Below are 25,899 nucleotides of genomic sequence, written 5' to 3' on the forward strand. Positions count from 1 at the left end.
GATTTTCCTGTCGAGAATCAGAATGCTGCCTATAAAATAATTAGCGTCCAGGATTTTTGCCTCTATTACGTACGCGAATTCTGCGCACGCGCGGGGTCATGCGCGATCCCGGTTCCTGGGATCGCGGGTCCGACCGCGCCGCTCACGCGAAAGGTGGAACACTCTTGTTCTCGTATTCGATCCGCGAATCGGGGCTCCGACAGGAGTAGAGCGACAGCATGACGGCAGTCGGATCGTTCGGAATCAACGGTCGGTTCCTCACCCAGCCGATGACCGGGGTTCAGCGCTACGCGATGAACGTCACCCGGGCGCTGAGCGCGGCCCTGACCGCTCGTGGCGAGAGCGCCCCCTTGCTGTCCGTGCCGGACGCGGAGGATCCCCGTCTCGCAGGCACGCCGCTCCGCACCGTCGGACCGGCGGGTGGGCATGCCTGGGAGCAATTCGTCCTGCCGCGCGCCTGGCCCGGCCGATTGCTCAACCTCTGCAACACCGCCCCCGCGTTGAAGGCCGATCAGGTCGTCTGCATCCACGACGCGAACGTGTTCAACGCGCCGGAGAGCTACAGCGCGTCGTTCCGGACCTTCTACAGGACGCTCCAGCCGCTTCTGGCGCGCCGTGCCGCGCGGATCGCCACCGTCTCCAGCTTCTCGGCCGGACAGATCGCCAACCATCTCTCGGTGAGAGCCTCCGACATCGTCGTGCTCCCGAACGGGCACGAGCACGTGCACGCCTGGGATCCGCGACAGGCCGTCCGGGCGCCGGCGGCCCTGGACCGGGACGCCGACGGCCTGGAGCGCCCCTTCGTGCTGGCCCTCGGGTCCCGCGCCCGCCACAAGAACCTCGATCTGCTGCTCAAACTGGCGCCCGCCTTGGGCGAACTTGGGCTCGACCTCGTGGTGGCGGGCGGCCAGGCGACCATCTACGCCGCCGAGGACCTGCGGCGCGGCGAGAATGTCCGCCACCTCGGCTTCGTCACCGACCACGACCTCGCCTACCTGATGGAGCGCGCCCTGTGCCTGGCCTTCCCCTCCCTCACGGAGGGGTTCGGGCTTCCGGCGCTGGAGGCGATGGCACGCGGCTGCCCCGTCGTCTCGACCGACCGCGCGAGTTTGCCGGAGATCTGCGGGTCGGCGGCCCTGCTCGCTCCGCCGGACCGGCCGGAACGCTGGCTCGACCAGATCCGCGCCCTGGCCGCGAGCCCGGACCTGCGATCGGACCTGATCGGCCGCGGTCGCGATCAGGCCGCCCTCTTCTCGTGGGAGGCTTCGGCGCAGGGCTACCTCGATCTCATGCGGGCGCCGAAGGTGCGGCCGACCGCGCGCCCCGCCGCGCGCCCTGCCGCGCGATCCGCGGCACCGCCATCTCCGCCCAGCATCGCCGTCGCCATCGCGACGCTGGGCCGTCCCGAGGTGGTGACCGGCACGCTGCGGCGGATCCTGGATCGGCAGACCCTGAAGCCCGCCGCCATCCTGATCTCCTGCGTCACCCCGGACGATGCCGGCGAGGCGGCCGCGTGGCCCGGCGTGACGGTGGTCACGGGGCGTCCCGGCCTCGCCACTCAGAGAAATGCCGCCCTCGCCGCGCTGCCCGAGGCGATCGATATCGTGGTCTTCTTCGACGATGACTTCGTCCCCGAGGCCGGCTGGCTCGCGGCAGCCGCGCAGCGCTTCGAAGACGAGCCGGACATCGTCGGCCTGACGGGCGACGTCGTCGCGGACGGCATCAAGGGGCCCGGACTGCGCTTCACCGAGGTCGACCGGATGCTCGCCGCGCTGGCTCCGGTCGAGCCGGCGGCGCCCATCGAGGCCTTCAGCCCGTACGGCTGCAACATGGCGTTCCGTCGCTCGGCCATCGGCACGCTGCGCTTCGACGAGCGGCTCGTCCTGTACGGCTGGCTCGAGGACCGCGATTTCGGCGCGGCCCTGGCGGCCCGAGGCGGCCGGCTCGTCAAATGCATGGAGGCCCGCGGCGTCCATATGGGCGTGAAAGGCGGCCGCATCTCCGGCGATCGGCTCGGCTATTCGCAGATTGTCAACCCGCTATACATGCTGCGCAAGGGCACGATGACCCTGTCTCAAGTCTTCGGGCAGATTACCCGCAACGTTCTCAGCAACGTGACGCGCTTCGCGGCCCCCGAGCCGTTCATCGACCGGCGCGGCCGGCTGCGCGGCAATCTGCGCGGCGCCGCGGACGTGCTCCTGGGACGGCTGGAGCCCGAGCGGGCCCTGAAGATCCGACGGAAAGCGTGAGATGAACATCCACAACACCAACCGGATCCCGCCGGACCAGTCCCAATCGGTCTCCCATTTTCCGGAGACGACCTCCATCGGCGTGCAGGACGGCCCGCTGGCCGTCATCTCGGCGGCCCTCAAGGCGGCCCGCCGGCACAAACTGGCGGTGGCCGTCTGGGTGGTCTTCTGCATCGGCTGCGCGGCGCTCTACACGGTGACCGCGACCCCCTTCTACACGGCGACCGCTGTGCTGCTGCTCGAGCCGCGGCGCCCGGTGGGCTCGGGCTCCTCCGATGGCGCCCTGATGCCGAGCCTCGATGTGGGCCGGGCCGAGAGTGAGCTCCAGGTCCTCCGCTCGGAACGGCTGCTGGCGAACGTGTTCAACAGTCTCCAGTTGGCGAACAATCCGGAATTCGGTCCTCCGGAAGCCGAGAGCCCGAAGGAGCCGGGCCCGGGCGCGTCCGAATTGTCGGGGCTGCGGACCGCCCCGCCGTCGACGGCAGCCATCCTGCAGCAGAGGAAGTTCGAGAACTTCGCCGAGCGATTTACCGTCAGGCGGGTCGGACAGTCGTACGTTGTCGAGGTCTCGTACACGTCCAGAGACCCGAACCTGGCGCGGCGCGTCGCGAACGCGGCCGTCTCGGCCTATCTCCTGCAATCCATCGCTGCCAAGGCCGATGCGGCCAAGAACGGCGCCGAGTTCCTCCAGGGTCGCGTCAATGCCCTCGCCTCCCAGGCGCGGTCCGCCGCGGCAGCCGTCACCGAGGGCACACTGCCGGACGCGCCGACGCCCGATGCCGACGCGCGGGTGATTGGCGCGGCGCTGCAGCCCCTCAAACCCTCGGCCCCGCGGAAGACCCTGATCCTCGGCCTCGGCGCGATGATCGGCCTCGTCGGCGGCTTCCTGGCCGTGGCGCTGCTGCAGGCCTTCGACCGCCGGATCCGGACACCGCAGGATCTCGTCCAGAGGGCCGGCATCCCCTGCCTCGCCGTGATGCCCGAGGTCCTGCGCAAGACGGCCGAGGGGCGCCGCGAGACCGTGGATCTGCGCAACGTCAACGCGCCGTGGTTCCTCAACGTCAAATTCTCCACGGGCGTCCGAGACCTTCGGACGTCGATCCAGCTGGCCCTCTCCGCGCGCGGCCACGATTCCGACTGTGTCATCGCCCTGGTCGGCTGCACCCCGCGCACCGGCACGACCCTGATCGGCCTGAGCTTGGCGCGCCTGCTGCAGGAAGGTGGCCGGACCGCCCGGCTGATCGACACGAATATCCACGGCGCCGGAACCTTCTTCCTGACGCCGGACTCCAAGGCCGGGGTCGGCGCGAGTCTCGCCGACCTGATCATCAATCCGAGCCATCTGGCCCTCGCCAAGTTCGTGGATTTCGGGGGCGTCTCGGTCCTGCCGTCGCGGTCGCCGTACACGGCGGTCGGCACCGGCATCTCCCTCAGCTCCTCGGTCTTCCAGAGCGTCATCGACCAGATGCGCCGGGGGGGCTACGTCATCCTCGACCTGCCGCCGCTCTCCGTCTCGGCCGAGTCCCGGGTCGCGGCCCGTCGAGCGGATGTCGTGGTGATCGTCGCCGAGGCCGGGCGGACGACCGTCGACGAGCTGTCGGACGCGGTGAACGGCCTGATCGGTGCCGGCGCGAACGTGATCGGCGCCGTCCTCAATCGCGCGTGAGTCGGACTCCGGCATCGTCGACGGGCCCGCGCCCGGATCGCCGGAACTTCGAACGGAAGGAGTTGGTTGGGATGGCGGCCGGAGATCGTGAGAAGGTCCAGATCCTCTATCTACAGCCGGGGTCTTCCGTCTTCGCCGGCATCGAGCGAGTGGTCGACACGATCGGCGGGGAACTCGCGCAGAAGTGCGGCACCGAGTTCGCCGTCGACGTGCTGCGAGTCACGCAGCACGCGAACTACCCGGCGGAACCGCGGCCTTACAGAAGCGTCTTCCGGCCGGTCACATCGCGCCTGCACCTCCTGCGGATCTTCAGGGATGTCAGCAAGGGAGGCCGCTACGATCTGGTCATCGTCCCGCAGATCGAGCCGACCGTCATCTTCTGGCTCGCCCGGTTGGGCATCCCGCAGCGGATCACGATGCACCTGCACGGCAACCCGCGGCGCGAATCCGCCAGCCTGAAATCGAAGGTCAAGTTCTTCCTCCTGAAGCATTACATCCTCCCGCGGATCGCTTCCGTTTTCGGCACGTCGCCGCGGCAGCTCCGGGCGTTCGAGGCCGATTTCAACTGCAGACGGCCAATGTACTGGGTTCCCAACCCGGTCAGGCACTTCGAAGCGTCGGACGCCGACATCCGGCCCGACCCCGCCGTCATCACCTTCGTGAATGTCGGACGCTACGCCTTCCAGAAGGGTCAGGACCTTCTGGTGCGCGCGTTCGCGCGATTGTACGAGCGGCGCAGGAACGTGCGGCTCAACTTGGTCGGCCACGGATCCGACAAAGCGGCGCTGGCGGACCAGATTCAGGCGCTCGGCCTGTCCGAGGTCGTCCGGCTCGTCCACTACCCGGACAACCCGCAACGGGCGCTCTTCGCGAGTGATGTCTTCGTCGCGACGTCTCGATGGGAGGGCTGGTCGCTGGCGATCTGCGAAGCCCTCCGGTGCGGACTGCCCGTCATATCCACCGACTGCGAATTCGGCCCCAGCGACATCCTGGTCGACCGACGTCTCGGGCGCCTGATCCCACCCGACGACGAGGAGGCGCTCATAGAATCCATGGAGTATTACTGTGACAATATAATCCTGGAGAGATCGTTTTCGGAATTCAGGAAGCATCACATCGACCAGTACAGTGCCGAGAGGATCGTGCACATTCACGCCGACGCGATCCGGCAATCGGCATGCTGAACCTCGGCCAGCCCCCGGTCGCGCAGCGGCCCGGCCCATCCTCCACCTCGACCCTAGAGCGCTCTCCGCCGAAGTGGATACCGGTTCGGCGTAAGAGAGCGCGTCAAGACAAAGGTCTAGAGCCGTGCCCGATTGCAACGCGATCGGGCACGGCTCTAAGTCGTCGCGGGCGCCGCGGAAGCAGCATCGACGCGGCGGCCCGCCGAGCGCGTCAGGGTTCGCAGCCGCGATGCGCCGGCCGGCCGGTACGGAGCGATAGGCGCGCGTCGCACGGGAGAGCCGCACCACCGGCCGACAACGTCCGGACCGCGCCGCGGAGCGTCATGGATCGCCGTCCTCACGACCGCGCGCAACCGTCGCGCCCGCTCGTCGACGGATCTATCGCTGGTCCATATCCGCGTCGTGCCCGAAGAATCACTGACGATCCGGCGTCATGGCAAGTGGACACTGAGCATATTCATGCCTCCTCAACGCGTCGATCGTCCACGTCCGCGCTTCAGCAATAAGTGCGCGACGGTAGTCTCGATGGAATGAGCCCGGGAGCCGCCCACCGTGATCCAACTGCGTGCCGCACGTGAAATCGAGGGTCTTCTGGATGCGGCTTGCGATGTCTGCATTGTCGGGACGGGCCCGGCCGGGAGCACCTTGGCGCGCGAGCTGTCCGGCGGCGGCCTGAGGGTCGTGCTGCTGGAGAGCGGCGGCCTCGACCGGATGGAGAGCGCGGACGCGCTGGACGCCATCGTGAATGTCGGCCGGCCGCGCGCGACCCAGTGGGCCGTCCGGAACCGGATCGTGGGTGGTAGCTCGCACACGTGGGGCGGCCGGTGCGCCCCTTTCGATACGATCGACTTCGAGCAGCGTGCCTGGGTCCCGGAGAGTGGGTGGCCGTTCCAGCGCGACGCACTCGATCCTTATCTCGAGCGGACGGCCAAGTATCTCGGGCTCGCCTACGGCAACCATTTCAGCGACGCGCGCTTCTGGGACCTGTTCGGTTCGCAGCCGGCCTGGTCCGAGCCGGATCCTCGGATGCTCCTGCCCTTCTTCTGGCAGTTCAGCCGCGACGACGCCGAATCCTATCCGTTCGAGTACACGCGCTTCGGGCGGAAACTGGACGAGAAGTTGGGCCCGAACGTCACGTTGATCAGCGGCGCGACCGTCGTCGCGATCGACGTGAACGGGACGGGCGACAGGGTACAGGGCGTCCAAGTCGCGGCGCCCGACGGCGCGATCGTCAAGCTGCCGGCCCGCCATGTCGTCCTGTGTGCCGGCGGGATCGAGAATGCGCGGCTCCTCCTCGCCTCCGATCATCAGGTCCCGGGCGGCCTCGGCAACAGGTTCGACCGCGTGGGTCGCTACCTGATGGATCACCTGCGCGGGCCGGTCGCGCATTTCGACCCTCACCGATCGCGCGCGCTGCAGCGGCGGTTCGGCCGCTACACCATCGAGGATCGGCTGTTCCGGGGCGGGCTCCGCCTGAGCCCGGACGTCCAGCGAAGCCGTCAGCTCCTGAACAGCGCGGTCTGGCTCGGGGAGACGCTCGCCCCCGACGACCCGGGCGACGCGATCCGGAGGATCCTGGTCGGCAAGCCGCGGGCGAAGGACATCCTGACGCTGACGTCGAACCTGCCGCTGCTCCTGCGCGGCTGCCGGGACCATTTCATCGCGCGCAACGGCTTTCCGCGGAAGCTGTCCGAGCTGAGCCTCGAATGCATGGTCGAGCAGCGGCCGGATCCCGAGAGCCGGGTCATGCTCTCCGATCAGCGGGATCACCTGGGCAGCCGGCTGCCCCTGATCGACTGGCGCAGTCACGAAGATGAAGGCCGCACGATGCGCGAGACGGCGCGGCTCGTCGTCTCCGAGTTCGCCCGCCTGGGCCTGCCCGTGCCGGAGCTGGCAGACTGGGTGCGCGAAGAGGCGCCGATCCCGCTCAGCTTCGTCGATGTCGCCCACCCGACCGGCACCACCCGCATGTCCGACGATGCCACCAGGGGCGTCGTCGATGCGCGCGGCCAGGTTCACGGGATCGACGGCCTGTTCGTCACGGGAAGTTCGGTGTTCCCGACAGGAGGCCACTGCAATCCCACGCAGATGATCGTCGCTCTGGCGATCCGCCTCGCCGACCTGCTGAAGGTCCGGGAGCAGCGCGACACCGTGGTCTCCGACCTCCGAACGTCTCCGCCCGTCCCGGGCGATCTCCGCGTCCTCGTGACGGGGGCAACGGGGCGGATCGGCCGCATCCTGGTGGAGGACTTGCAGGAACGCGGCTACGCGGTCAGGGCCGTCACGTCCCAGCCCCTGACCGAGGCGCAGCCGCGCACGGGTCGGGTCGAGTGGCGGACCTTCGACTTCACGGCGGATCAGGATTACGCCGGCCTCATCCACGGCTGCGCGGCCGTCATGCATCTCGCCGCCGAGCTCGGGAAGCAGGATCGGATGCAGGCCATCAATGTCGAGGCGACGCGGCGACTGGCCGAAGCCGCCGAGCGGGACGGCGTCCGGGCCTTCTGCTACATGAGCACCGTCTCCGTGTATGGCAGCGGCCGCGCGCGCACCATGACGGAGACGGCGCCGGTTCTCACCAGCAGCGTCGACGTCAAATCCGAATACTGGGCCCTGGACTACGTTCGCGCCTACGGTCGAACGAAGCTCGCCGGCGAAGAGGCCATCAGGCGGATCGCCTCGACCCTTCCCTACGTGATCCTGCGCCCGACGGTGGTCGTCGATCTCCATAATCTCATCGGCTTGCGCGACTGGAGCCTCTCGAAGCGCCTCTTCGCAGCGCATCGGCCCTCCCATCACGTCTACGTCCGGGACGTCACGGACGCGGCGATCTGGACGATGACGCGGTCCCTGACCGGGGCTTGGCCGGCGGGCGAGGTCCAGGTCTTCAATCTCTCCGATCACGAGGCGCGCGATGCGCGGATCGGCGACTTCATGCGGCGGGCGTTCGCGATAAGCCGCGATCCCCGCTTCCGGGTCATCCCGATGCCGGCCCTCGTCGACTGGCTCCACGATTTCCTGCGCAACCGGACGCTGCCCTTGCGCAATCCTCTCTGGAGGATGCGGTTCCCCAACGATCGTCTGCGGCAGGCCGGGTATCGACACCGCTACGGAATGGCCAGGGCCCGCGCCATGGCGCTGGACATCCTGCGAGCGGAAACACGGGAGCGAAACCGGTCCTGAAAGCCGTCAGCCTCACCACAGCGGCGCGCCGCCGGGCACCGGCACGTCCCAGCTCATGGCGTCGCCGCGAAAGGGAGGTTCGTGCCGCGAAGTTCTCTCTCACTTGCCACGCCGGAACTCGGAGCCTGAGCCATGACGAAACCTCGCTGGGTACGCCGCGATCTGCTGAAATCGTGCTTCCGGGATCTACCGATCTGCGCGGCCGCGTCCCTGCTGCCGACCAGCCGCTCGAGCGCGGCGATCGACGCCTCCGTGGATCCGACGCAGGGCCGCACGCTCGTCTTCGATGAGCCCTTCGCGGAGATCAACGGACGGATCTGGAATGGCGGACCGAAGGCCACGACAGGGCCGTCCGGTTTCTACGGCCGTTCCGCCTTCGCTCCCCTTGCCGGGGCGGAAGGCTTCAAACCCTACGAGATCGTCGCGGATGCGGAGGCCACGGGCGGCACGGCCCTCCAGATTTCCGCGAAATACATCGGACGCAAGATGAGCGTCGTGAATTACTATGGAAACAACACATCCGACTATCAGTGGATTTCCGGAAATTTGCAGACCGGCAGCCGCAGCGGTGTCGTATCGGTCGGCTGGCGCCAAGGCTATCTCGAAGCGCGGATGAGATTTCCGCGGCATCCGCTCACGTGGCCGGCGTTCTGGCTTCTCAACCGGGATGGCATCACCAATGCCAAACGGAGCATAGAGGTCGATATCGTCGAGCATAAGGGTTTCGAGCCGAAGCTCTACGGCGCGTACCTGCACGAATGGGGGCAGCCCGGCGAGCACAACGAAGGCACCGGCGTTCCCACGCCCGTCGACATGACCGAACAGTACTGCCGGTACGGCGTGCTGATTCAGGACGGTCAATGCATTCCTTATTTCGAGCGCAAGCCAATCATCAATCCTAAAACGAACCAGCTCAATATCTGGACACTCACCCGCGCGTCGGAGATGGAACAAGCCGGCGACGTCTTCTGGCCGCTCCTCACATTGGCGTTGCGGACGGATGTTCCGGCCCCTCAACTGACCGAAGCGCAGAAGCTCACCCATATGTGCGTCGATTACTTTCGCGTGTACGCGTAGCCTCGGACGCCGCGCCGACGAATCCGTGAGGGCGGCGAGGCTCGCGCCCGCGACCTGTTCTCATCGCGGACGGCACACCAAGCGCGTCGCTCCGAATCTGACCTGACCGGCTGGCTTTGGACCGGGCTGATTGAGAGGGTCAGTTGGGGCCGAAGGCGTCGGACATGCGGCGCGGTCAGAAGACGAGCGGGGAGCAGGTCGTGCTGAAGCTGCGCCTGATCGAACGCTGGCCGAGCGCTACGGCATCGACCTGAAAGCCGTGGCGAAGTGGAAGACGCGCACGTCCGTCCTCGATCAGCGTACTGGGCCGAAGGAGCGGCATTCGACCGTGCTGTCGGTCGAGCTACGAGGCTATCAGCAAAGCCTGGGCCGCAGAATCAGAGCACTTCAGGCTCGACCCGCTCCACCAAAAGCCGGGACCAAACACGCTCTCGTCGCGAGTTCAGAGACTTCGTGGGTTGGTCGTCCGATAGTCGTCAGCGGGAAGGGCATTGCCCCGGCATCCGCTAAGCACGTGATTTGAATGGCGCGCCCGCCCGCCGACGTTTCGAACGAATTGTTCGACACGCTGGCTCAGTGGAACGCTTTCCTAGAGCACCGCAAGTCCCATGACTTGCAGGTGCCGCCGTGTCCTTAGGCAGCAACTTCCAGGACGAAGCGGCAGCCCCGCCTCACGCTAAAACCCGCCGAAGCAGAAAGGCCAAGGCACCGGCAGCTGTCGACGCCGGATGAATGATGGGCGGAGGCGCCGACTGAATAATCCCCAGTTACGCGTGCCTCCGCTGAGGCGGGCGCGCAGATCCGGGCAGCCGGGCGTCGTCACCTCGCCGATGATCAACCCTCGTGAGCGCACGAGGAGCATTGGCGATGGTCCAGCTCGGGGAACTCGTCATGATCCTGGACCTGCACCGCCAGGGCCTGTCCGTCACTGCCATCGCCCGGCAGCTCAACCTCGACCGCAAGACGGTCCGCAAGTACATCGCCCGCGGCCTCGAGCCACCCGCCTACAAGCCGCGCCCACCTCGCGAGCATCAGCTCGATCCCTTCATCGCCTATCTGCGCGAACGCGTCGCCGCCTATCCCGCGCTGACTGGCTCCCGGCTGTGGCGGGAGATCAGGGAGCGCGGCTACACGGGCGGCTACACCGCGGTGACCGATTACCTGCGCACCGTTCGACCGGCGCTACCCGCTCCCTTCGAGGTCCGCTTCGAGACCCCGCCCGGCCAGCAAGCTCAGGTCGACTTCGCCCGCTTCGAGGTCACGTTTGCCGACGAGCCGGGTGTGACCCGCATCGTCTGGCTGTTCTCGATGGTGCTGGGCCACTCTCGCCACATCTGGGCACGCTTCGTCCTGCACCAGGACCTGCAGACGGTCCTGCGCTGCCACATCGCCGCCTTCGCGGCCTTGGGCGGCGTGCCCGGCGAGATCCTCTACGACCGCATGAAGACCGCGGTGACCGGCGAGAGCGAGGACGGCCACATCGTCTACAACCGCTCGCTCGTGGCGCTGGCCGCCCACTATGGCTTCCTGCCGCGCGCCTGCCGGCCCTACCGGGCCAAGACCAAAGGAAAGGTGGAGCGGCCGTTCCGCTACGTGCGCGAGGACTTCTTCCTCGCCCGTCGCTTCCGCGATCTCGAGGATCTGAACGCCCAGCTCGGCGGCTGGCTCGCCACGGTCGCCAACGTGCGCCTGCATGGCACCACGCAGCGCGTCGTCGCGGAAGCCTTTGCCGAGGAGCGGCCTAGCCTGCAGCCGCTCCCGCTCGTGCCGTTCCGGGCGGTGCTGCGTCTGGAGCGGCGCGTCACGCACGAGGGTCTCGTGAGCGTGGGCGGCAACTTCTACAGCGTGCCGGACCGGACGCGCCGTCTCGTCGAGGTCCACCAGTTCGCCGAGGAGATCCAGATCTTCGATGCCGGGCGCTTGGTCGCCGTGCACCCCGTGATCGAGGGCCGTCGGCGCACCCAGGTCGCCTCGGGTCACCGTCGCGGGTCGGGCCTTCCTCCGCGTGCGCAGGGGCCGGCACGTGAGGGCAGCCTCATCATCGGCCGCGCCGGAGAGCAGGTCGCGCGGCGTTCACTGGAGATCTACGCGGCGGTCGGTCGCCGCCTCGCCGCGGGAGGCCAGCCATGACGGACGGGCTCGATCCCGCCTCGACGCTGGAGCGGATCCGGCGCAACCTCGTCGGGCTGAAGATGGCCCGGGCGCTCGAAGTTCTCGACCAGACCCTGCGCCGGATCGAGCAGGGACAGATCGGTGCGGTCGACGCCATCGACGTATTGCTGTCCGAGGAGCTGACGCTGCGCCAGAACCGGCGGGTGAAGATGGCGCTGATGACCGCGCGCATCACGAGCGTGAAGACGCTCGCCGGCTTCGACTTCGCCTTCCAACCCTCGCTCGACCGCAACCGCATCCTGGCGCTGGCGGGTTTGGACTTCCTCGACCGCCGCGAGGCGGTGCACCTGCTGGGGCCACCCGGCACAGGAAAGAGCCACTTGGCTGTGGCGTTGGGTGTGGAGGCGATCAAGGCGGGGCGCAGCGTCTACTTTGCGACGTTGGCCGACATCATCGCCTCGCTGGCCAAGGCGGAGCGGGAGGGGACGTTGCGCGAGCGCATCCGCTTCCTCTCGGCCTTCGCCCTGCTGATCGTGGACGAGATAGGGTACCTGCCCGTGGTGCCTGGCGGGGGCAACCTGTTCTTCCAGCTCGTCAACGCACGCTACGAGCGCGGCGCCATGATCCTGACCTCGAACCGCGGCTTTGCCGAATGGGGCGAGGTGTTCGGCGATCCCGTCGTGGCCACTGCGCTCCTCGACCGTCTGCTGCATCATGCTGTCGTGGTGCAGATCGAAGGGGCGAGCTACCGGCTGCGTCAGCATGCTGATCTGGTGCCTGAGCACGTGCGCTCGAAGGCGCTCATCACACCGCCACCGGCCCCGAAGCGACGAGGTCGACCGCCCCTGCGACGCGATCCTGAGGTTGGCCCCAGCTGATCAAGCTGAAGTGAGGATTTTTCCTTCGGCGGATCTGAGGACGCTGCACTCGGCGTTGACAGGCACCCTTCAGCTTGCGGCTTTCGGAGGCCGAGCGCGCCCGCCTGGCTTGTGAGGCCGCGGGCGCTCCGCTCGGCACCTACATCCGCGCCAAGGTTCTGGGCGAGCCGGTCCCGGCCAGGGTTCGAAAGAGCGGCATCTCGATTGCCGACCGGAAGGTGCTGGCCCAGCTTATCGCCCTGCTCGGCCGCTCGCGGGTTTTCAGCAACCTCAACCAGCTCGCCCATGCGGCAAATACCGGCTCGCTCCCCGCGACGGAAGACACCGAAGCCGCCCTGGTCCAGGCTCTTGCCGACCTCCACGAGATTCGCCGCCTGCTGCTGGTCGCGCTCGGCCTGAAGCCGGAGGCGCAGCCATGATCTTGAAGGGCTCGCAGCGCGGGGGCGGTCAGGACTTGGCCGTCCACCTCATGCGGATGGACGACAACGAGCATGTGCGCGTCCACGAACTGCGCGAGTTCGCATCCGACAATCTGCGCGGCGCATTCAAGGAAGCCGAGGCGGTCTCGCGCGGGACGAAGTGCCGCCAGTATCTTTTCTCGCTGTCACTGAACCCGCCGGAAAACGCGGCCGTCACTGAGGCCGAGTTCGAGAAGGCGATTGACGACGCGGAACGCCGTCTCGGATTGAATGGGCAGCCGCGCGCGATTGTCTTTCACGAGAAGGAGGGCCGCCGCCACGCCCATGCTGTTTGGAGCCGCATCGACGCGGCCACCATGACGGCCCGGCCGATGTCCTTCTTCAAAAAGAAGCTCGTCGGCCTCTCGCGCGATCTGTACCTCGAACATGGCTGGGACATGCCGCGCGGTATCGCGCGCGAGGGAATGCGCGATCCGCGCAACTTCACCTTGGCCGAATGGCAGCAGGCCAAGCGCCAGGGGCAAGACCCGCGCTGGCTGAAAGCCGCCGTTCAATCCTGCTGGCAAGCCTCCGACAGCGGCGCGGCCTTCTCCCGCGCACTGGAAGAGCATGGTTGTTTCCTCGCGCGCGGCGACCGTCGCGGCCACGTCATCATCGACCATGACGGCGAAGTGCATTCGCTCCCGCGCGTCCTCGGTCTCAAAACCAAGGATATGAAGGCGCGGCTCGGGGATGGCGATGCGCTTCCCTCCGTCGAGGCGTCCCGCAAGGCGCTGGCCGAGCGGATGACACCGGCGATCAAGCGGCACGTCGCGGAGTCGCGAATCAAGTTCCAAAAATCCGCCGCCACTCTCGCTCACGCCAAGATGGAGATGACCCATCGCCACCGCGATGGGCGCACGAAGCTCGACCAGGATCAGACACGCACCTGGGACAACGAGACGAAGGCGCGAGCGGCGAGATTGCCCAAAGGCCTGCGCGGCCTGTGGCACCGGATCACCGGCCAATATCAAAAAGTCCGCTCGCAGAATGAAGCCGAAGCGATAGCAAGCCGCGAGCGGCAGGCACAAGAGCGTCAGCAGCTAATTGATCGGCAGCGTGAAGAACGCGCCCGCCTCCAGGGCGAATTCAAATCCTTACGCAAGCGCCAAGCTGAAGAGCTGTTGGAATTGCGGCGAGAGCTTGGACGCTTCTTCAAATTCTCGCGCGGTCTTGATCCTGGGCCAGCCCGCAAGCGCGAGATGTCCATCGGGCTGGGCCTGGAGCGATAGCTCCTTAATAGGAGGCGTTCATGGCGAACAACAATGACAATAGCGGGGCAGCGATGGCCATTGCCGTGGTCGTTACCGGCGCGATGATTGCGGGTGCTTTTGTATTTGCGCTCCTGGCCTTCGCCTCATTTGTTCTGACGGTCGTGTGCTTCACCGCCTGGAACAAGCCGATTCAATTCTGCGGTGAAACGCTCACGCCCGAGGATGCCCGCGCGTTCGTCCGGCGCGGATTGATCGGGGCTTGTCTTGTCCCTTCGTTCGCCTTCTTCGCGTCAGGCCTGTTCGGCGTGCCGATCAGGGCCGATTGGGTGATCTACCTGCCGATTGGCGGATACGCCTTGGGGTCGGTGGTCGTCACCTATCACCTGGAGAAGGCGAAGGCCGAAGCAGCTCAGTCGGAAGCTGCGATGCAGGCGCTTCTCCCTCCGCAGCCGGTCCGCCAAACTCATACCATCGAGCCCCTTCCTTCCGAGTACGCCGAACACAAGCGCCAGACTGAGCGCGAGCCGTTTCGCTTCGCAACCTGGGACGATGAAGAGGAGCTGCGCAAATGAGCCTGCGCAATCTCGTCGAGATTCATCAGTTCCTATTCAGCCTCGAATCCCAGGCGGCCCAGCGGCTCGCCTGGGAGGATGCAGAGCAAGCGCGCATCGCACGAGCGCGGGCGGAGGCCGTTGCGGCCGCCCGCGCTCGTCAGATGCTCGATGCGAACCCGAGCGGCCAGCTCGGGAACGCAAAACTCAACGACATCGAAGCGCTGATCCGGTCGGGGCTGCTATGAGCGTCCCGGCCATTCGCACCTACCGAAATATCCGCCGGGGCATCGAACTCGGCTTCATCAACGGCTATCCGCTCGTCTATGACGGGACCGAGCCGGTGGCGATTGATGCCCAGGCCGGAAAGGGCAAGCTCACCCGTTTTCTGGGCGTGAACCTCGTCTCGCCCCGTACCGACCATCTCACCAAAATCATCACCGATCCGAAGGATGGTGAGCTGGCCTGGGTGTCGTGGGTGACACTCAAGCGCCAGGGCTATCGCGTCCTCTTCATCAACGCAGGCAACCACCACGGCTACCCATCCGAGAGCTACAACATCAACACGCGACTCCTGGAAACGGCAGCCAACCCTGCCCTGCGCGGCATCGTTGGTGAAGCAGCCTATGACGCTGCGAGCTTCCTGTTGCCGCAAGACCCGGACTCGAAAAACCGTTGGGTGAGCCAGGGAGTCCGGAGCTTCTTCACGCTCTACAATAAGATCACCGCCCTCTATCCGTCCGAGCGCTGGTCCTGCTCGCCCGGTGGCCTGTGGGATTTTTGGGGGCGTCCACGAGACGAGATCGCCGACGATCTGCTCCTATGGGCAGCGGACCGCCGCATGCAGGACGAAGCCGGTATGTGCCGCCTCGTAGCTGGTCTCACCGCCTCGCCCGACCAGTGGAACGCTTACGCATCGCTGATCGTCGAGCGGCTCCAAGGCTTCCAGCCGGGCATGGCGGCTCGCAAACTCACGAGCCGAAACTCATTCGATCCCGCCGACATGAAGCGCGAGCGCACCGCCATCTTCCTGATCGGCTCAGCAAGATCCGAGACCAGCCGCACCTTCGTGGGCGCGATGACGGCAGCCGTGATTGAACGGTTCGCTGATGCGCAAGGCCCGCTGCGGGCGCTCGTGGTCGGCGAAGAATGGGGGCAGCTCTACGTCTCGAATTTCTATGAGGTACTGACCCTCTACCGCCAGGGCGGCATCAACTTCCTCGGCGTGTTCCAGAACGCTGCTGCACAGATTGAAACGCGCTATGGGCGTGAGACCGCCCGAATCTGGAAGAAGGCTGTGGCACACACCCTTTATCGGGGCCTGCCAGACGGCGACACGCTCAGAGAGATTGAGCACCGCTCCGGCAAAACCTCCGTCATGGTGCAGGGTTTCAGTGTCAACAACAATCAGGTGAATGGGTCCGGAGACAACCTAGTCGAGCAGGCGCGACCGCTGCTACAGGTAGAGGACGTGAGGAAAGCGGTCGGCGACGACGGTGCATTACTAGACATACGGGACTGGGGGTTTTTTCGAGTGCAATTACCCAATTTTTGGGAGCGCGGGGATGCGGGTCGCTTGTTGAGAGACCCTCGCCAAAGATTATAGGATACATATTTGCTCGTTTTCCGTCAAAAGGGTTGAGTATCGCCATGTTTGCTTCGATACCAAGCCAATATCTGTGAGTGATATTTACATTTCAAGCATAGATTGATAGTAAATATCTATATCAACCAACGATTTTGAGCTACAGGAGGACATCATTAGCACGTTGCGGTCCATAGACCTCCGCGCAGTGGACGACCTCGTCAGCTTTATCCGGGGCCCCGGCTTCGTGCTCGATTTTTCAGATAAAAGCTTTGCAGAGTTTTTCGCCTCAGAGATAGGCGTTGAGATTAATCACCAAAGATATCAAGTTGGCGGAAGCTCTAAAGGTAAACGGCTTCGGCATTTCTTACAAATTTGCGATGATGCTACGGCAATTAAATTACTTACTGCCTTATGGGAGCACAGAACAGAATGCGTTCGCCAGCTCGGGGGCACCGACCCTGCACCGGAAGCACAAGAACGTTTCAACAACTTGCTGCTCAGACTCGGAAATGGCCCGGCTCCTCGCCCCGAAAGCTCCGTGAACCCAGCCTTTGATCATCGGAAAGTTGAAAATATTAAAAAAGACTTGCTTGCGCTCTCATCCCTGCAGCCGCAGGCGCGTGGCTACGCTTTCGAGACGTTCCTGAAAGAATTGTTCAATCTGTTTAGACTGGAGGCACACGATCCGTTCCGTCTTCGAGGAGAACAAATTGACGGAAGTTTCCAACTCGGCAGCGAAACTTATTTGCTCGAAGCCAAGTGGATTGCCAGCCCGACAGGAGCAGGCGAACTTCACACTTTCCACGGAAAGATTGAACAGAAATCAGCTTGGACCCGTGGGTTATTCGTGAGCAATAGTGGGTTCACTGAGGACGGCCTTTTCGCGTTCGGAAGAGGAAAACGAGTCATATGCATGGATGGCCTTGACCTTTATGATATGCTCGAACGGAAAATATCTTTGATCAAAGTCCTGGAATGCAAGGTGAGACGAGCAGCAGAAACCGGCTCGCCATTCGTTCGTGTCCGCGACATCTTTCCCAACAAATAGGCAAACGGTCGCATGGTGCAGTTCAATGATTGGTGCAGTTCCGCAGATGGCCGCGTAGGAACTCATTACCGCCGAGTGATGACAAGCCAAGCTGCGAACCTAGCCGCCGGTATTCAAGCAACTGCCGCAATAGTACCGGCGCACTATGCCGCCGAAGAACACCTCGCTCGTGCTTTAGCTCGATTAGGAAAGCCAGCGGCGGCAACGCTTATTCAAAACAAGCTTCCAACAACTAAGGCCATTAGGTCCGGCGATCTCGGCGAGATATTTGCCACTGAGTGGATTGATGCTCATAGTGGCGGATACCAAGCTCCAGTCAAAAGGCTCCGTTGGAAAGATCACCGCAATATGGCCATGCGCGGCGATGATGTGATTGGTGTAATGCTAGACCAACAAAGTCAAAGGCTTCGCTTTCTCAAGACAGAAGCTAAAAGCCGAGCGACCTTGCGCGGTCAGGTACTCAATGAGGCTCGAATTGGTCTAGATAAAGATGGCGGGTTACCCTCGGCGCATGCACTATCATTTATATCAGCACGCCTTCTCGAATTAGATAAATTAGAGTTAGCAGATGCAATTGACGACGCGTTACTGAAACATGGAGTTCCAATTCAGTCCGTTCAGCACCTACTCTTCACTTTTTCTGGCAATGCTCCAGACGGCCTGCTGACTTCGGCACTGCAAGCATATCCAGGAACCATAAATCAGTGGGGGGTCGGCCTACACGTCGAAACTCACGCATCCTTCATCGGATCCATTTACGATAGAGTGATCGCAAATGCCAACAACCCCTGAAGCCATTGCCGCAGATATCGCTGAGGCAGCAACCGCAGGGTTTCGCGGCAGTCTCATTGCTCGCGGTCAAGCCCGAGCGATTATCTGGCGTGACGGTCAGCTTCCGCCCGATGCGCCAAGCTTCGCACCTCAACTTAGCTACGATCTTCATTCTTATGGCTATGCTTTACTGGGCCTAGGTCTTCGCTTGCGGGAAATGGGTGGCGACCCGGCACAAGCCCGCGTAGCTTTTGAACAAGCCGCGACAGCACTTGAGGCTGTTATCGCCAAAGGAAATCGCCAGGAGGTAGACCGCGATTTTCATTTTGTAATGACAGCAGCAAGCTATCACTTAGCTCATTTATCCGCCCGCGCCTATTCATTGCTTTCAATAGTCGCGGGCGATGAAAATTTTTCGCCGCCCGAGAGAGTTCTTGCCTTGTTAATGCGTAGAAACCTCCGCGCATTACAATCGCTCGTCCACGATTACCGAGCCTCAGGCGCTGGAAGTGACGCTCGAGTGACAGCCATCATCGAGGCGGGTCTTGAGCAAGCGGCAAGTGCGACTGATGATGCAGATCGTAGCAGGGACTTTCTCTTCGACGGCCTCGACACTGCGCTAACGGACGCCTTTATGGCGTCTATCTCCCTATACCTTCTTGCTCTCGAGAGAGGAGATCGGCAATTACTCAATCAATCTCTAGAACGTTTACAAACTGGGCTTTCGATTTGCGGAGAATTTAACTTGCTGCCACAGTGGTGGGCACATCGCATAGCGACTCACCTCTTGTCAGATTTATGGTCAAGCACTTTCCATGAGCGGATACCTACTGACCCAGTCGGCGGCGAAGCTGCCGACTGGCAAACAATGCGTGAACTGTTCATCGCACTTATGTATCGTCGGCCAAAAGCAGAAGTAGACCTCTGGCCGTCCCAGATCGATGCGGCGGTCCGCGCCGTCGATCAATCTGATGATCTTGTAGTTTCCTTACCGACTAGCGCAGGGAAGACCCGCATTGCTGAACTTTGTGTTTTGCGGTGCCTCGCTGGTGGGCGGCGCGTTGTCGTTGTCACCCCGTTGCGGGCACTCTCTGCGCAAATTGAGACGACCCTGCAAAGAACATTCGGCCCACTTGGCAAAACAATATCTGCTCTGTATGGAAGCATTGGTGTCAGCGATTTCGACGAAAACGCCATTCGCGAACGTGACATAGTCGTCGCAACTCCCGAAAAACTTGATTTCGCTTTACGGAATGACCCTTCTTTACTAGACAACGTGGGGTTATTGGTTTTCGATGAAGGCCATATGATCGGCCTCAGCGAACGTGAAGTTCGCTATGAAGTGCAGATACAGAGATTGTTGCGGCGTAGTGATGCCCACGAGCGCCGTATTGTTTGCCTCTCCGCGATCTTGCCTGACGGAGACCAGCTCGACGATTTCTCAAATTGGCTACGTCGGGACCAGCCCGGTGGTGTGGTTAAGCATGACTGGCGGCCGACTCGTCTGCGTTTCGGCGAAGTAATTTGGTCGGGCACTTCGGCGCGTCTTAATTTGCGAGTTGGGGATGAGCGACCTTGGGTACAACGTTTTCTGACCGGCTTTGCACCTCCGAATTGGGTTCGTCCGAAACGGAAACGGACCACGTTGTTTCCCAAGGACCAGCGCGAGCTGTGTCTCGCGACCGCTTGGCGGCTAGTTGAAGACGGGCATAGCGTTTTAGTTTTCTGCCCTATGCGGCGCAGCGTAGAACCATTCGCAAATGTTATCGTCGACCTACATGAGCGGGGCGCTTTACGATCCCTTCTACAGGCAGATCCATCGGTACTAAATACAGCCATCGCACTCGGCGAAGAGTGGCTTGGCACCAATAGTCCAATAATTAAATGCCTTCGCTTGGGTGTTGCTCTACATCATGGAGCCTTGCCGACCGCGTATCGAAAAGAAGTTGAGCGCCTACTCAGAGATAACGTTCTTAAAGTCACAATATCTTCCCCTACGCTGGCGCAGGGACTCAATTTGTCAGCGACTACCGTGGTCATGCACTCACTTCATCGTTCGCGCGAACGTATTGAAACTTCCGAGTTTAAGAATGTCATTGGTCGAGCCGGCCGAGCATATATAGATGTCGAGGGAATGGTACTTTTTCCGATGTTTGATGATGTTGTCAACAAGAGACAGAACTGGGAACGCCTAATAAACGATCTTGGCGCCCGCAACATGGAGAGCGGCCTCGTTCAGTTAGTGGCTGTCTTGCTAGCTCGAATGGGCAAAAGCGCTGGCGTCGGCCTTCAAGAGCTTGCTGATTACGTTTTGAATAATGCGACAGCGTGGAGTTTTCCAGAGCTTCCAAACGAGGATCCTGGTGTTCGTGAAACAGCTTTGGCTGATTGGAACAAGTACATAGCCACCCTTGATACTGCGGTTCTCAGCCTCATCGGTGATGCTGATATACCCGATGATGGAATAGAGGCTGCCCTCGACACTATATTGCAATCCTCCTTGTGGCATCGTCGTCTCCTGCGTCAGGAAGAGCAAATTCAGACTGTCCTCAAAGCGGGCCTTGTCGCGCGGAGCCGCATTATTTGGAGTCATTCGACCGCAGCACAGCGACGTGGCTATTTCCTCGCTGGTGTCGGCTTATCGGCAGGGCACGCACTTGATGCTATTGCGGAGCAGGCGAACGCACTACTCGTTCAGGCAAACTCGGCGATTCTTCAGGGTGATGCCGAAGGCGCGACTCAGTCGATTGTTGGCATCGCTGAAAGTGTATTTCAGTTTTATCCCTTCATCCCTGATCCCTATCCAGCAAACTGGCGAGATATCTTGCGAGCTTGGTTGCTTGGGCAGTCACTTGCTGGAATGGCTTCCGGTCATGAGACGGAAACATTGCAGTTTATCGAAGGTGGACTTGTTTATCGGCTACCTTGGGCGATGGAAGCCATAAGGGTCCGCGCAATTGCAAACGGAGATAAAATTGGCGATTTTTCTGTCGACGATTTTGAGCTTGGCTTAGCTGTCTCAGCAGTCGAAACAGGAACGTTGAATCAATCTGCTTCGATCCTTATGCAAGCAGGTTTCAGTTCTCGGCTTGCTGCTATCAAGGCTATCACCGACACCGAAGCAACATTTCAAAGCATGCAAGAGTTGCGGCAGTGGCTCAGGTCCGACGTAGTTGCAGAAGCAAGTGCTCGCGCGGACTGGCCAACGGCCGAAAGCAGAGCAATGTGGCTTGATTTTTTTCAAGGCTTCATTCCGCGTGAGAATAGGGTTTGGACAGAAGGTAGAAGTCAGGAAACGGTGCGTTGGTACGGCGGGCCCCCGCAGCCCGGCACCCCGGTGCAAATCTACGATAGAGACCAAAATTCATATATCCTATCGGCAGATGGTGTCGTGATTGGCGTGCTTCTTGCTAGACTAAATCCTTATAGGTCGGGATTGGTTAGATGCGCGGTGTCCGATGATCCTAAGGTGATAGATATTATCTACCTTGGCCCCAGTGACCTCATGGCTGCCTAGTGGTACTGCGCGCCCAGTCAAAGTCTTATTGCCGGAAGCATCATACAACTACGCATCGGCGCCGAGTTCAAAGCGCGCACTCGCAGCTTAGCCTCAACGATCCGGTCCTGGGACTGGAAGGCTTTCGGTCGCCTCCAGGTGCGATCAACCTGGTGCAGGGTTCCAAGGGCGGCACACGCCTTTGGTCATGGGGTCCAAGGGAGAACGAAGTCTCCCCTGGTCGTGGTCCAGCGGCGAAGCGCTTGGTCTGGGTGGGGTCTTGGGGAGGGGCTGGAACGCCCTTCCCTAAGCGCGGATCGAAACGGCGAACGTTTTGCTGGCGGGATGAGGCTCGATGCCGAAGAGCGCCATCGCTGGGGGATGCAACGGGGGCGCGCAGCGGTCCCCTTGCCAAGATTGCGGTGTACTACACCGCACATCTTGCACGTCGCGATATCCGCTCCCTTCCGGCTTTTAGGGGTTCACCGACCCGCCCGCCTGCAAATTTCTGGCGCTGTACCAATTTTTGGTATAAGCTGGAAACTGGAGGTAGGCCATGGCCCGCAACACATCGATCTCGCTCGGAGACCACTTCGCCCAGTTCATCGACCGGCAGGTTGAGGGCGGCCGCTACGGTTCTGCCAGTGACGTGGTGCGCGCAGGCCTTCGCTTACTGGAAGAGCGGGAAGCCAAGGTCGCCGCGCTTCAAGCTGCCCTTATCGCTGGCGAAGAATCCGGCCCAGCCCAAGAACTCGACAGCCCCGCTTTTTTAACGGAGATGCGGGCGAAGCATGGCCAATAGCGCCCGCGCCCGGTTCACACCCCTCGCCCGTTCGGACCTGGAAGAAATCTGGCGGTACACGTTTAGACAATGGTCGGCGGATCAGGCGGACTGCTATCACCAAGACATCGTCAATGCGGCAACCGAGCTGGCCAGCGGCGCGAAGTCCGGCCGTCCTGTCGAGGTTCGAGCCGGATATCTAAAATATCGCCTTGGATCGCATTTCATATTTTACCGGCGGACGGATGGCGGGATCGACGTTATCCGCGTCCTGCATCAGCGGATGGATACGGAAAGTCATATCTGACTCCGCGCTGCCTGGTTCGCAATCAGAATGGCGCAGGCCGATACCAGTCGAGAATGCGCAAATTTCCGAAGGGCCGACGCTCGTAGAATGCGCGGAGCTGGGTCTCCCATAGATCGGCCCACTGCGCATGAACCGCCGCCATGTGCCCGCGCTCTGGTTCCGCTGCTGCCCTGCGGTGCGCCGCAATCCGGTGCTTTACGAACGCGAATGAATAGCAATAAGGAGCTGAAACGGCCATCAGACTCACCCCTCATCGATGCGGGCCTGTAGGGCGTCGGCTATCCGGCAAACCGCTTGCGCCAAATCATACGCGCCAGAATAGACCTGTGATTGCGCCATGATACGGCCTATCTCGGATGCCATTTCGTCCTGCACCAGAAAGTGAAATCCGAGAATATTGATCGCCAGAATGCGCAGGTCTGCGAAGGTCTCAAACAGTTCGGCGTCCGTCATCTTGCGCCTCTCCATCACAGCACCTCGTGAGGAATTGCGATAGAGAAAATGCAGTTCTTTGCTTTTGCGACGCTTGGGTGATCGTCGGCAATCCGACGCTCGAATTTGCCGATGATCTCGTAAGGTTTTCTGGTCGGAACCCATACGGCCATTACTAGGCCGAGTTTGGCTCGTTCTGCCACACCCTCGAACCAGACCGCCCGCACCTTGTCGGCTTCCTCGCGCGTGGCGGAGATTATGACTCCGAGATGCGATTGCCCGCCTCGGTACTGATAGAAATTGATCCAGCTTCCGCGCCAGGTTTCTGCGGCGGACTGGTGATCCGGTCTCGCGGTCATTCTGGCCGCTCCTAGTGATCGGATGCAGATTCTACCGCGAAAAGCCGCGCTGTGAATCCCCATTTCTCCGACGGTAGGACGCCGGAGGCCCGCGCCCCCCAGCGCTGTAGGGACGTAGGCGTCCGGTCAGGATGGAGCGCGGGAACCGCTGACCGGCACTCGCAAGCGATCAAGCTTAGCGTCGGATCATGAGCGCTCGCGGCTTAGGCTTGTCTCCGTCACCGTAGCGACCATACTCTGATGTACCAGGCTGGGAATGCCCTGGAGGACGATGCACTTTTTAGTCAGCAGCCTCGTTGTATAGTCACAAGACAGCGGTTGCTGTGAAGTAAGATAACCCGACTAACATAAGGGTTGCGAAAATGATCTCGCAGCCATACAGCGAAGCTTTGCCTATTTCGTAAAGGTGACCCCTAAGATCCTCAAAGCAGTATAGGAATATATTCTTGCAATAAACCTTCTTGTGGCGTACGATCTACTTCTTCCCGCCCAGCAACAAAGAAGGAGGACGGCCATGACAATGGACGACGAACACCGCTTTTCTGAGCGGATCACCAAGGAAGCGACATCGGTCTCGATGGCCGATTTCGACCTGGACGCTTATCGTCCCTATCTCGACGGCATTGACTTAGGCGAAGCACAGGAAGCCGACCTGCTACGCACGCTATGGAACATTGTGCGTTGCTTCGTCGAACTCGACGTTCCTCCAGAAACCTGGGGGCAAATTGTCGCCAGCCTGACAGCCAGTGAAGAAGATGATTCGGGTCAGATAGAATAACGAACCGACACAGGAGACCACATTCAGCTTAAAGGAGACCGGCACATGACAACACGAACAACAAGAAGGGCAACGAGCCAGCAAACTCTTGCCGTGATCTACTGCCGGATTTCCAGCAAGAAGCAGGACCGTGAGGGCGATGGCCTTGCCTCGCAAGAGACGCGCCTTCGCGAGTATGCCGCCCGATGCGGCTATCAGATTGTGGAAGTGTTCCGCGACAAGCTGACGGGCAGCGAAAGCCAGCGCCCCGGCCTTCGCGATATGATCGCCTTTGTGGCTGGCGATAAGAAAAACAGCTACCGCATTCTCTTCGATCACCTCGACCGCTTCACGCGCGATTTCTACCTCCATGCCGACCTTCGCCGCGCGGTCGCCAAGACCGGCGCGCTGTTGGAGACGCCTGCAGGCGTTTTGGATGGACGTTCCTCATCGCGCCTGATGGAGAACGTGACGGTCGCTTTCGCCGACTATCATCGCGTCAACAACGCCGAGCAAACGCTCAACCGCATGAAGTCGAGGCTCCAGAATGGCTTCGCGGTGTTCTGTGCGCCGAGCGGCTACCGCTTCGGCCGCGTCCCCGGCTTGAACGGTAAGGTGCTGGTCCGTGACGAGCCCGCAGCCTCCATCGTTGTCGAAGCGCTCGAAGGCTACGCGTCAGGCCGGTTTGAATCCCAAGCCGATGTCGTCCGCTACCTGGAGGAGCATCCCTCCTACCCCAAACCCAAGAATGGCAAGGTTCCTCATCAGCGCGTGGGTGATATGCTCCGCAATCCGATCTATGCGGGCTACGTCGAAGCGCTCAAGTGGGACATTGCTCGCCGCAAGGGCCACCACGAAGCGCTCATAAGCCTGGAGACGCATCAGCGCATCCAGGACCGCCTCAACGGCCTGCGCTCGACCTACCGTACCGACCTGAGCGTCGATTTCCCGCTGCGCGGCTTCGTGATCTGCGACGACTGCGACGGCCCGCTTACGGCTTGCTGGTCCACGAGCGGCAGCAGCCAGCGCAAGCGCCATCCCTATTACCAATGCCCCCGGAAAGCCTGTGCCAGCTATGGCAAGGCGATCCGTCGCGATGTGATCGAGGGTGAGTTCGAGGCGATCCTGAAAAGCGCCCAGCCTCGCCCACAGCTCTTCCAGGCCGCCACGGCGATGATGAAGGAGCTATGGGCGCGCAAACAGAAGAACGTGGCGGCTGAGACGAAGGCGCTCCAGGCTGGCCTCGCCCAGATCGACAAGCAGGTCGATCAGTTGGTGGACCGCATCGTCGAGACGAGCGTCCCGGCGGTGGTGCGAGCGCTCGAGGAAAAGCTGCAACGCCTGGAGAACGAGAAGCTGCTCCTAAGCGAAAAGATCGCCTCCGGCGCGGCTCCGAAAGGCAGCTTCGACCTGCGACTTAGAACCGCCTTGGCGTTCATCGCAAGTCCTTGGAATCTATGGAGTACAGGCCGGATCGAGGACCGCCGCGCGGTGCTCAAACTCACCTTCGCCGACCGGCTTCGCTACAAGCGCGGGGAAGGATTTAGAACCGCAAATTTGACCTTGCCATTCAAGGTCTTAGCGGATGTTTTTAGCGGCGAAATAGGAATGGCGCGCCCGAAAGGATTCGAACCTCTGACCCCCAGATTCGTAGTCTGGTGCTCTATCCAGCTGAGCTACGGGCGCCTGACACGGCGGCGGGCTCTCGGCCCGCCGGTGTGAAGGGGCTTCTAGAGGCTCAGATCCGGCTTGGCAAGACACTTCGGACAAGGACTTCGCGCTCCGCGC

Annotated in this window: 20 protein-coding genes, 1 tRNA gene and 1 pseudogene; 19 read left to right on the forward strand and 3 right to left on the reverse strand. The window is 62.2% G+C overall.

The genetic code is table 11. From position 1 onward, the window contains the following. Positions 1 to 218 precede the first annotated feature (218 nt). The 17 genes from ACX9MN_RS24500 to ACX9MN_RS24580 all read left to right on the forward strand — a co-directional run bounded on the left by ACX9MN_RS24500 (position 219) and on the right by ACX9MN_RS24580 (position 22,563). On the forward strand, positions 219 to 2,249 hold the full coding sequence (locus tag ACX9MN_RS24500) for a glycosyltransferase (protein WP_489725683.1): 2,031 nt from the start codon (positions 219 to 221) through the stop codon (positions 2,247 to 2,249). A gap of 1 nt (position 2,250) precedes the next feature. Next, entirely contained in the window at positions 2,251 to 3,915 is a 1,665-nt protein-coding gene (locus ACX9MN_RS24505) for a Wzz/FepE/Etk N-terminal domain-containing protein (protein ID WP_091927908.1), read from the forward strand. A gap of 71 nt (positions 3,916 to 3,986) precedes the next feature. Next, the gene (locus tag ACX9MN_RS24510) at positions 3,987 to 5,099 is read left to right on the forward strand and encodes a glycosyltransferase (RefSeq protein ID WP_489725684.1); all 1,113 of its coding nucleotides are present in this window, start codon (positions 3,987 to 3,989) and stop codon (positions 5,097 to 5,099) included. Between the two features lie 552 nt (positions 5,100 to 5,651). Beyond that, entirely contained in the window at positions 5,652 to 8,282 is a 2,631-nt protein-coding gene (locus ACX9MN_RS24515) for an FAD-dependent oxidoreductase (protein ID WP_489725685.1), read from the forward strand. 132 nt (positions 8,283 to 8,414) lie between these two features. Continuing rightward, positions 8,415 to 9,359, forward strand: coding sequence for a glycoside hydrolase family 16 protein (locus tag ACX9MN_RS24520; RefSeq protein WP_489725686.1), 945 nt, complete (start codon positions 8,415 to 8,417; stop codon positions 9,357 to 9,359). A gap of 867 nt (positions 9,360 to 10,226) precedes the next feature. Beyond that, positions 10,227 to 11,489, forward strand: coding sequence for an IS21 family transposase (gene istA, locus ACX9MN_RS24525; RefSeq protein WP_489725687.1), 1,263 nt, complete (start codon positions 10,227 to 10,229; stop codon positions 11,487 to 11,489). Next, positions 11,486 to 12,349 carry an IS21-like element helper ATPase IstB gene (istB, locus tag ACX9MN_RS24530; protein ID WP_489725688.1) on the forward strand — a complete coding sequence of 288 codons (864 nt, stop codon included), beginning with the start codon at positions 11,486 to 11,488 and terminating at the stop codon, positions 12,347 to 12,349. The genes istA and istB overlap by 4 nt, the downstream gene beginning before the upstream one ends. 74 nt (positions 12,350 to 12,423) lie before the next feature. Next, a complete protein-coding gene (locus ACX9MN_RS24535) occupies positions 12,424 to 12,768 on the forward strand; it encodes a hypothetical protein (RefSeq protein WP_489725689.1) in 345 nt (114 codons plus the stop codon). Next, entirely contained in the window at positions 12,765 to 14,039 is a 1,275-nt protein-coding gene (locus tag ACX9MN_RS24540; protein WP_489725690.1) for a relaxase/mobilization nuclease domain-containing protein, read from the forward strand. The genes ACX9MN_RS24535 and ACX9MN_RS24540 overlap by 4 nt, the downstream gene beginning before the upstream one ends. A 20-nt stretch (positions 14,040 to 14,059) precedes the next feature. Beyond that, positions 14,060 to 14,593, forward strand: coding sequence for a hypothetical protein (locus ACX9MN_RS24545; protein WP_489725691.1), 534 nt, complete (start codon positions 14,060 to 14,062; stop codon positions 14,591 to 14,593). Continuing rightward, positions 14,590 to 14,820: a hypothetical protein gene (locus tag ACX9MN_RS24550; protein ID WP_489725692.1), complete on the forward strand. Its 231-nt coding sequence runs from the start codon at positions 14,590 to 14,592 to the stop codon at positions 14,818 to 14,820. Before ACX9MN_RS24545 ends, ACX9MN_RS24550 begins: the two co-directional genes overlap by 4 nt. Beyond that, entirely contained in the window at positions 14,817 to 16,178 is a 1,362-nt protein-coding gene (locus ACX9MN_RS24555; RefSeq protein WP_489725693.1) for a type IV secretory system conjugative DNA transfer family protein, read from the forward strand. Before ACX9MN_RS24550 ends, ACX9MN_RS24555 begins: the two co-directional genes overlap by 4 nt. 187 nt (positions 16,179 to 16,365) lie before the next feature. Then, positions 16,366 to 17,208, forward strand: coding sequence for a restriction endonuclease (locus ACX9MN_RS24560; RefSeq protein ID WP_489725694.1), 843 nt, complete (start codon positions 16,366 to 16,368; stop codon positions 17,206 to 17,208). A 12-nt stretch (positions 17,209 to 17,220) separates the two neighbouring features. Beyond that, complete coding sequence (locus tag ACX9MN_RS24565; protein ID WP_489725695.1) at positions 17,221 to 18,000, forward strand: Hachiman antiphage defense system protein HamA; 780 nt, start codon at positions 17,221 to 17,223, stop codon at positions 17,998 to 18,000. Then, positions 17,984 to 21,496 carry a DEAD/DEAH box helicase gene (locus ACX9MN_RS24570; RefSeq protein ID WP_489725696.1) on the forward strand — a complete coding sequence of 1,171 codons (3,513 nt, stop codon included), beginning with the start codon at positions 17,984 to 17,986 and terminating at the stop codon, positions 21,494 to 21,496. The genes ACX9MN_RS24565 and ACX9MN_RS24570 overlap by 17 nt, the downstream gene beginning before the upstream one ends. Positions 21,497 to 22,031: 535 nt before the next feature. After that, on the forward strand, positions 22,032 to 22,277 hold the full coding sequence (locus ACX9MN_RS24575; RefSeq protein WP_447703381.1) for a type II toxin-antitoxin system ParD family antitoxin: 246 nt from the start codon (positions 22,032 to 22,034) through the stop codon (positions 22,275 to 22,277). Further along, the gene (locus ACX9MN_RS24580) at positions 22,267 to 22,563 is read left to right on the forward strand and encodes a type II toxin-antitoxin system RelE/ParE family toxin (protein WP_489725697.1); all 297 of its coding nucleotides are present in this window, start codon (positions 22,267 to 22,269) and stop codon (positions 22,561 to 22,563) included. Before ACX9MN_RS24575 ends, ACX9MN_RS24580 begins: the two co-directional genes overlap by 11 nt. Positions 22,564 to 22,806: 243 nt before the next feature. On the opposite strand, the gene ACX9MN_RS24585 is transcribed toward ACX9MN_RS24580, so the two are convergent. Both ACX9MN_RS24585 and ACX9MN_RS24590 read right to left on the reverse strand, forming a co-directional pair. Further along, positions 22,807 to 23,016 carry a hypothetical protein gene (locus ACX9MN_RS24585; RefSeq protein ID WP_489725698.1) on the reverse strand — a complete coding sequence of 70 codons (210 nt, stop codon included), beginning with the start codon at positions 23,014 to 23,016 and terminating at the stop codon, positions 22,807 to 22,809. 14 nt (positions 23,017 to 23,030) lie between these two features. After that, positions 23,031 to 23,354 carry a hypothetical protein gene (locus tag ACX9MN_RS24590; RefSeq protein WP_489725699.1) on the reverse strand — a complete coding sequence of 108 codons (324 nt, stop codon included), beginning with the start codon at positions 23,352 to 23,354 and terminating at the stop codon, positions 23,031 to 23,033. Positions 23,355 to 23,868: 514 nt separating this feature from the next. Between ACX9MN_RS24590 and ACX9MN_RS24595 the strand changes: the two genes are divergently transcribed. Continuing rightward, entirely contained in the window at positions 23,869 to 24,132 is a 264-nt protein-coding gene (locus tag ACX9MN_RS24595) for a hypothetical protein (protein WP_489725700.1), read from the forward strand. Positions 24,133 to 24,177: 45 nt separating this feature from the next. Beyond that, positions 24,178 to 25,170: pseudogene (locus ACX9MN_RS24600) on the forward strand (recombinase family protein); the annotation flags it as partial. A 550-nt stretch (positions 25,171 to 25,720) separates the two neighbouring features. Here ACX9MN_RS24600 and ACX9MN_RS24605 read toward each other — a convergent pair. Further along, positions 25,721 to 25,797, reverse strand: a tRNA-Arg gene (locus tag ACX9MN_RS24605). Positions 25,798 to 25,899 lie beyond the last annotated feature (102 nt).

Source organism: Methylobacterium sp. 1A, assembly GCF_058072805.1.

What these genes read in the sequence shown, in the direction of transcription:
- ACX9MN_RS24500 (WP_489725683.1), top strand. Translation starts at nt 219, where the DNA reads ATGACGGCAGTCGGATCGTTCGGAATCAACGGTCGGTTCCTCACCCAG.
- ACX9MN_RS24505 (WP_091927908.1), top strand. Translation starts at nt 2,251, where the DNA reads ATGAACATCCACAACACCAACCGGATCCCGCCGGACCAGTCCCAATCG.
- ACX9MN_RS24510 (WP_489725684.1), top strand. Translation starts at nt 3,987, where the DNA reads ATGGCGGCCGGAGATCGTGAGAAGGTCCAGATCCTCTATCTACAGCCG.
- ACX9MN_RS24520 (WP_489725686.1), top strand. Translation starts at nt 8,415, where the DNA reads ATGACGAAACCTCGCTGGGTACGCCGCGATCTGCTGAAATCGTGCTTC.
- istA (WP_489725687.1), top strand. Translation starts at nt 10,227, where the DNA reads ATGGTCCAGCTCGGGGAACTCGTCATGATCCTGGACCTGCACCGCCAG.
- istB (WP_489725688.1), top strand. Translation starts at nt 11,486, where the DNA reads ATGACGGACGGGCTCGATCCCGCCTCGACGCTGGAGCGGATCCGGCGC.
- ACX9MN_RS24540 (WP_489725690.1), top strand. Translation starts at nt 12,765, where the DNA reads ATGATCTTGAAGGGCTCGCAGCGCGGGGGCGGTCAGGACTTGGCCGTC.
- ACX9MN_RS24545 (WP_489725691.1), top strand. Translation starts at nt 14,060, where the DNA reads ATGGCGAACAACAATGACAATAGCGGGGCAGCGATGGCCATTGCCGTG.
- ACX9MN_RS24550 (WP_489725692.1), top strand. Translation starts at nt 14,590, where the DNA reads ATGAGCCTGCGCAATCTCGTCGAGATTCATCAGTTCCTATTCAGCCTC.
- ACX9MN_RS24555 (WP_489725693.1), top strand. Translation starts at nt 14,817, where the DNA reads ATGAGCGTCCCGGCCATTCGCACCTACCGAAATATCCGCCGGGGCATC.
- ACX9MN_RS24565 (WP_489725695.1), top strand. Translation starts at nt 17,221, where the DNA reads ATGGTGCAGTTCAATGATTGGTGCAGTTCCGCAGATGGCCGCGTAGGA.
- ACX9MN_RS24570 (WP_489725696.1), top strand. Translation starts at nt 17,984, where the DNA reads ATGCCAACAACCCCTGAAGCCATTGCCGCAGATATCGCTGAGGCAGCA.
- ACX9MN_RS24575 (WP_447703381.1), top strand. Translation starts at nt 22,032, where the DNA reads ATGGCCCGCAACACATCGATCTCGCTCGGAGACCACTTCGCCCAGTTC.
- ACX9MN_RS24580 (WP_489725697.1), top strand. Translation starts at nt 22,267, where the DNA reads ATGGCCAATAGCGCCCGCGCCCGGTTCACACCCCTCGCCCGTTCGGAC.
- ACX9MN_RS24585 (WP_489725698.1), bottom strand. Translation starts at nt 23,016, where the DNA reads ATGACGGACGCCGAACTGTTTGAGACCTTCGCAGACCTGCGCATTCTG.
- ACX9MN_RS24590 (WP_489725699.1), bottom strand. Translation starts at nt 23,354, where the DNA reads ATGACCGCGAGACCGGATCACCAGTCCGCCGCAGAAACCTGGCGCGGA.
- ACX9MN_RS24595 (WP_489725700.1), top strand. Translation starts at nt 23,869, where the DNA reads ATGACAATGGACGACGAACACCGCTTTTCTGAGCGGATCACCAAGGAA.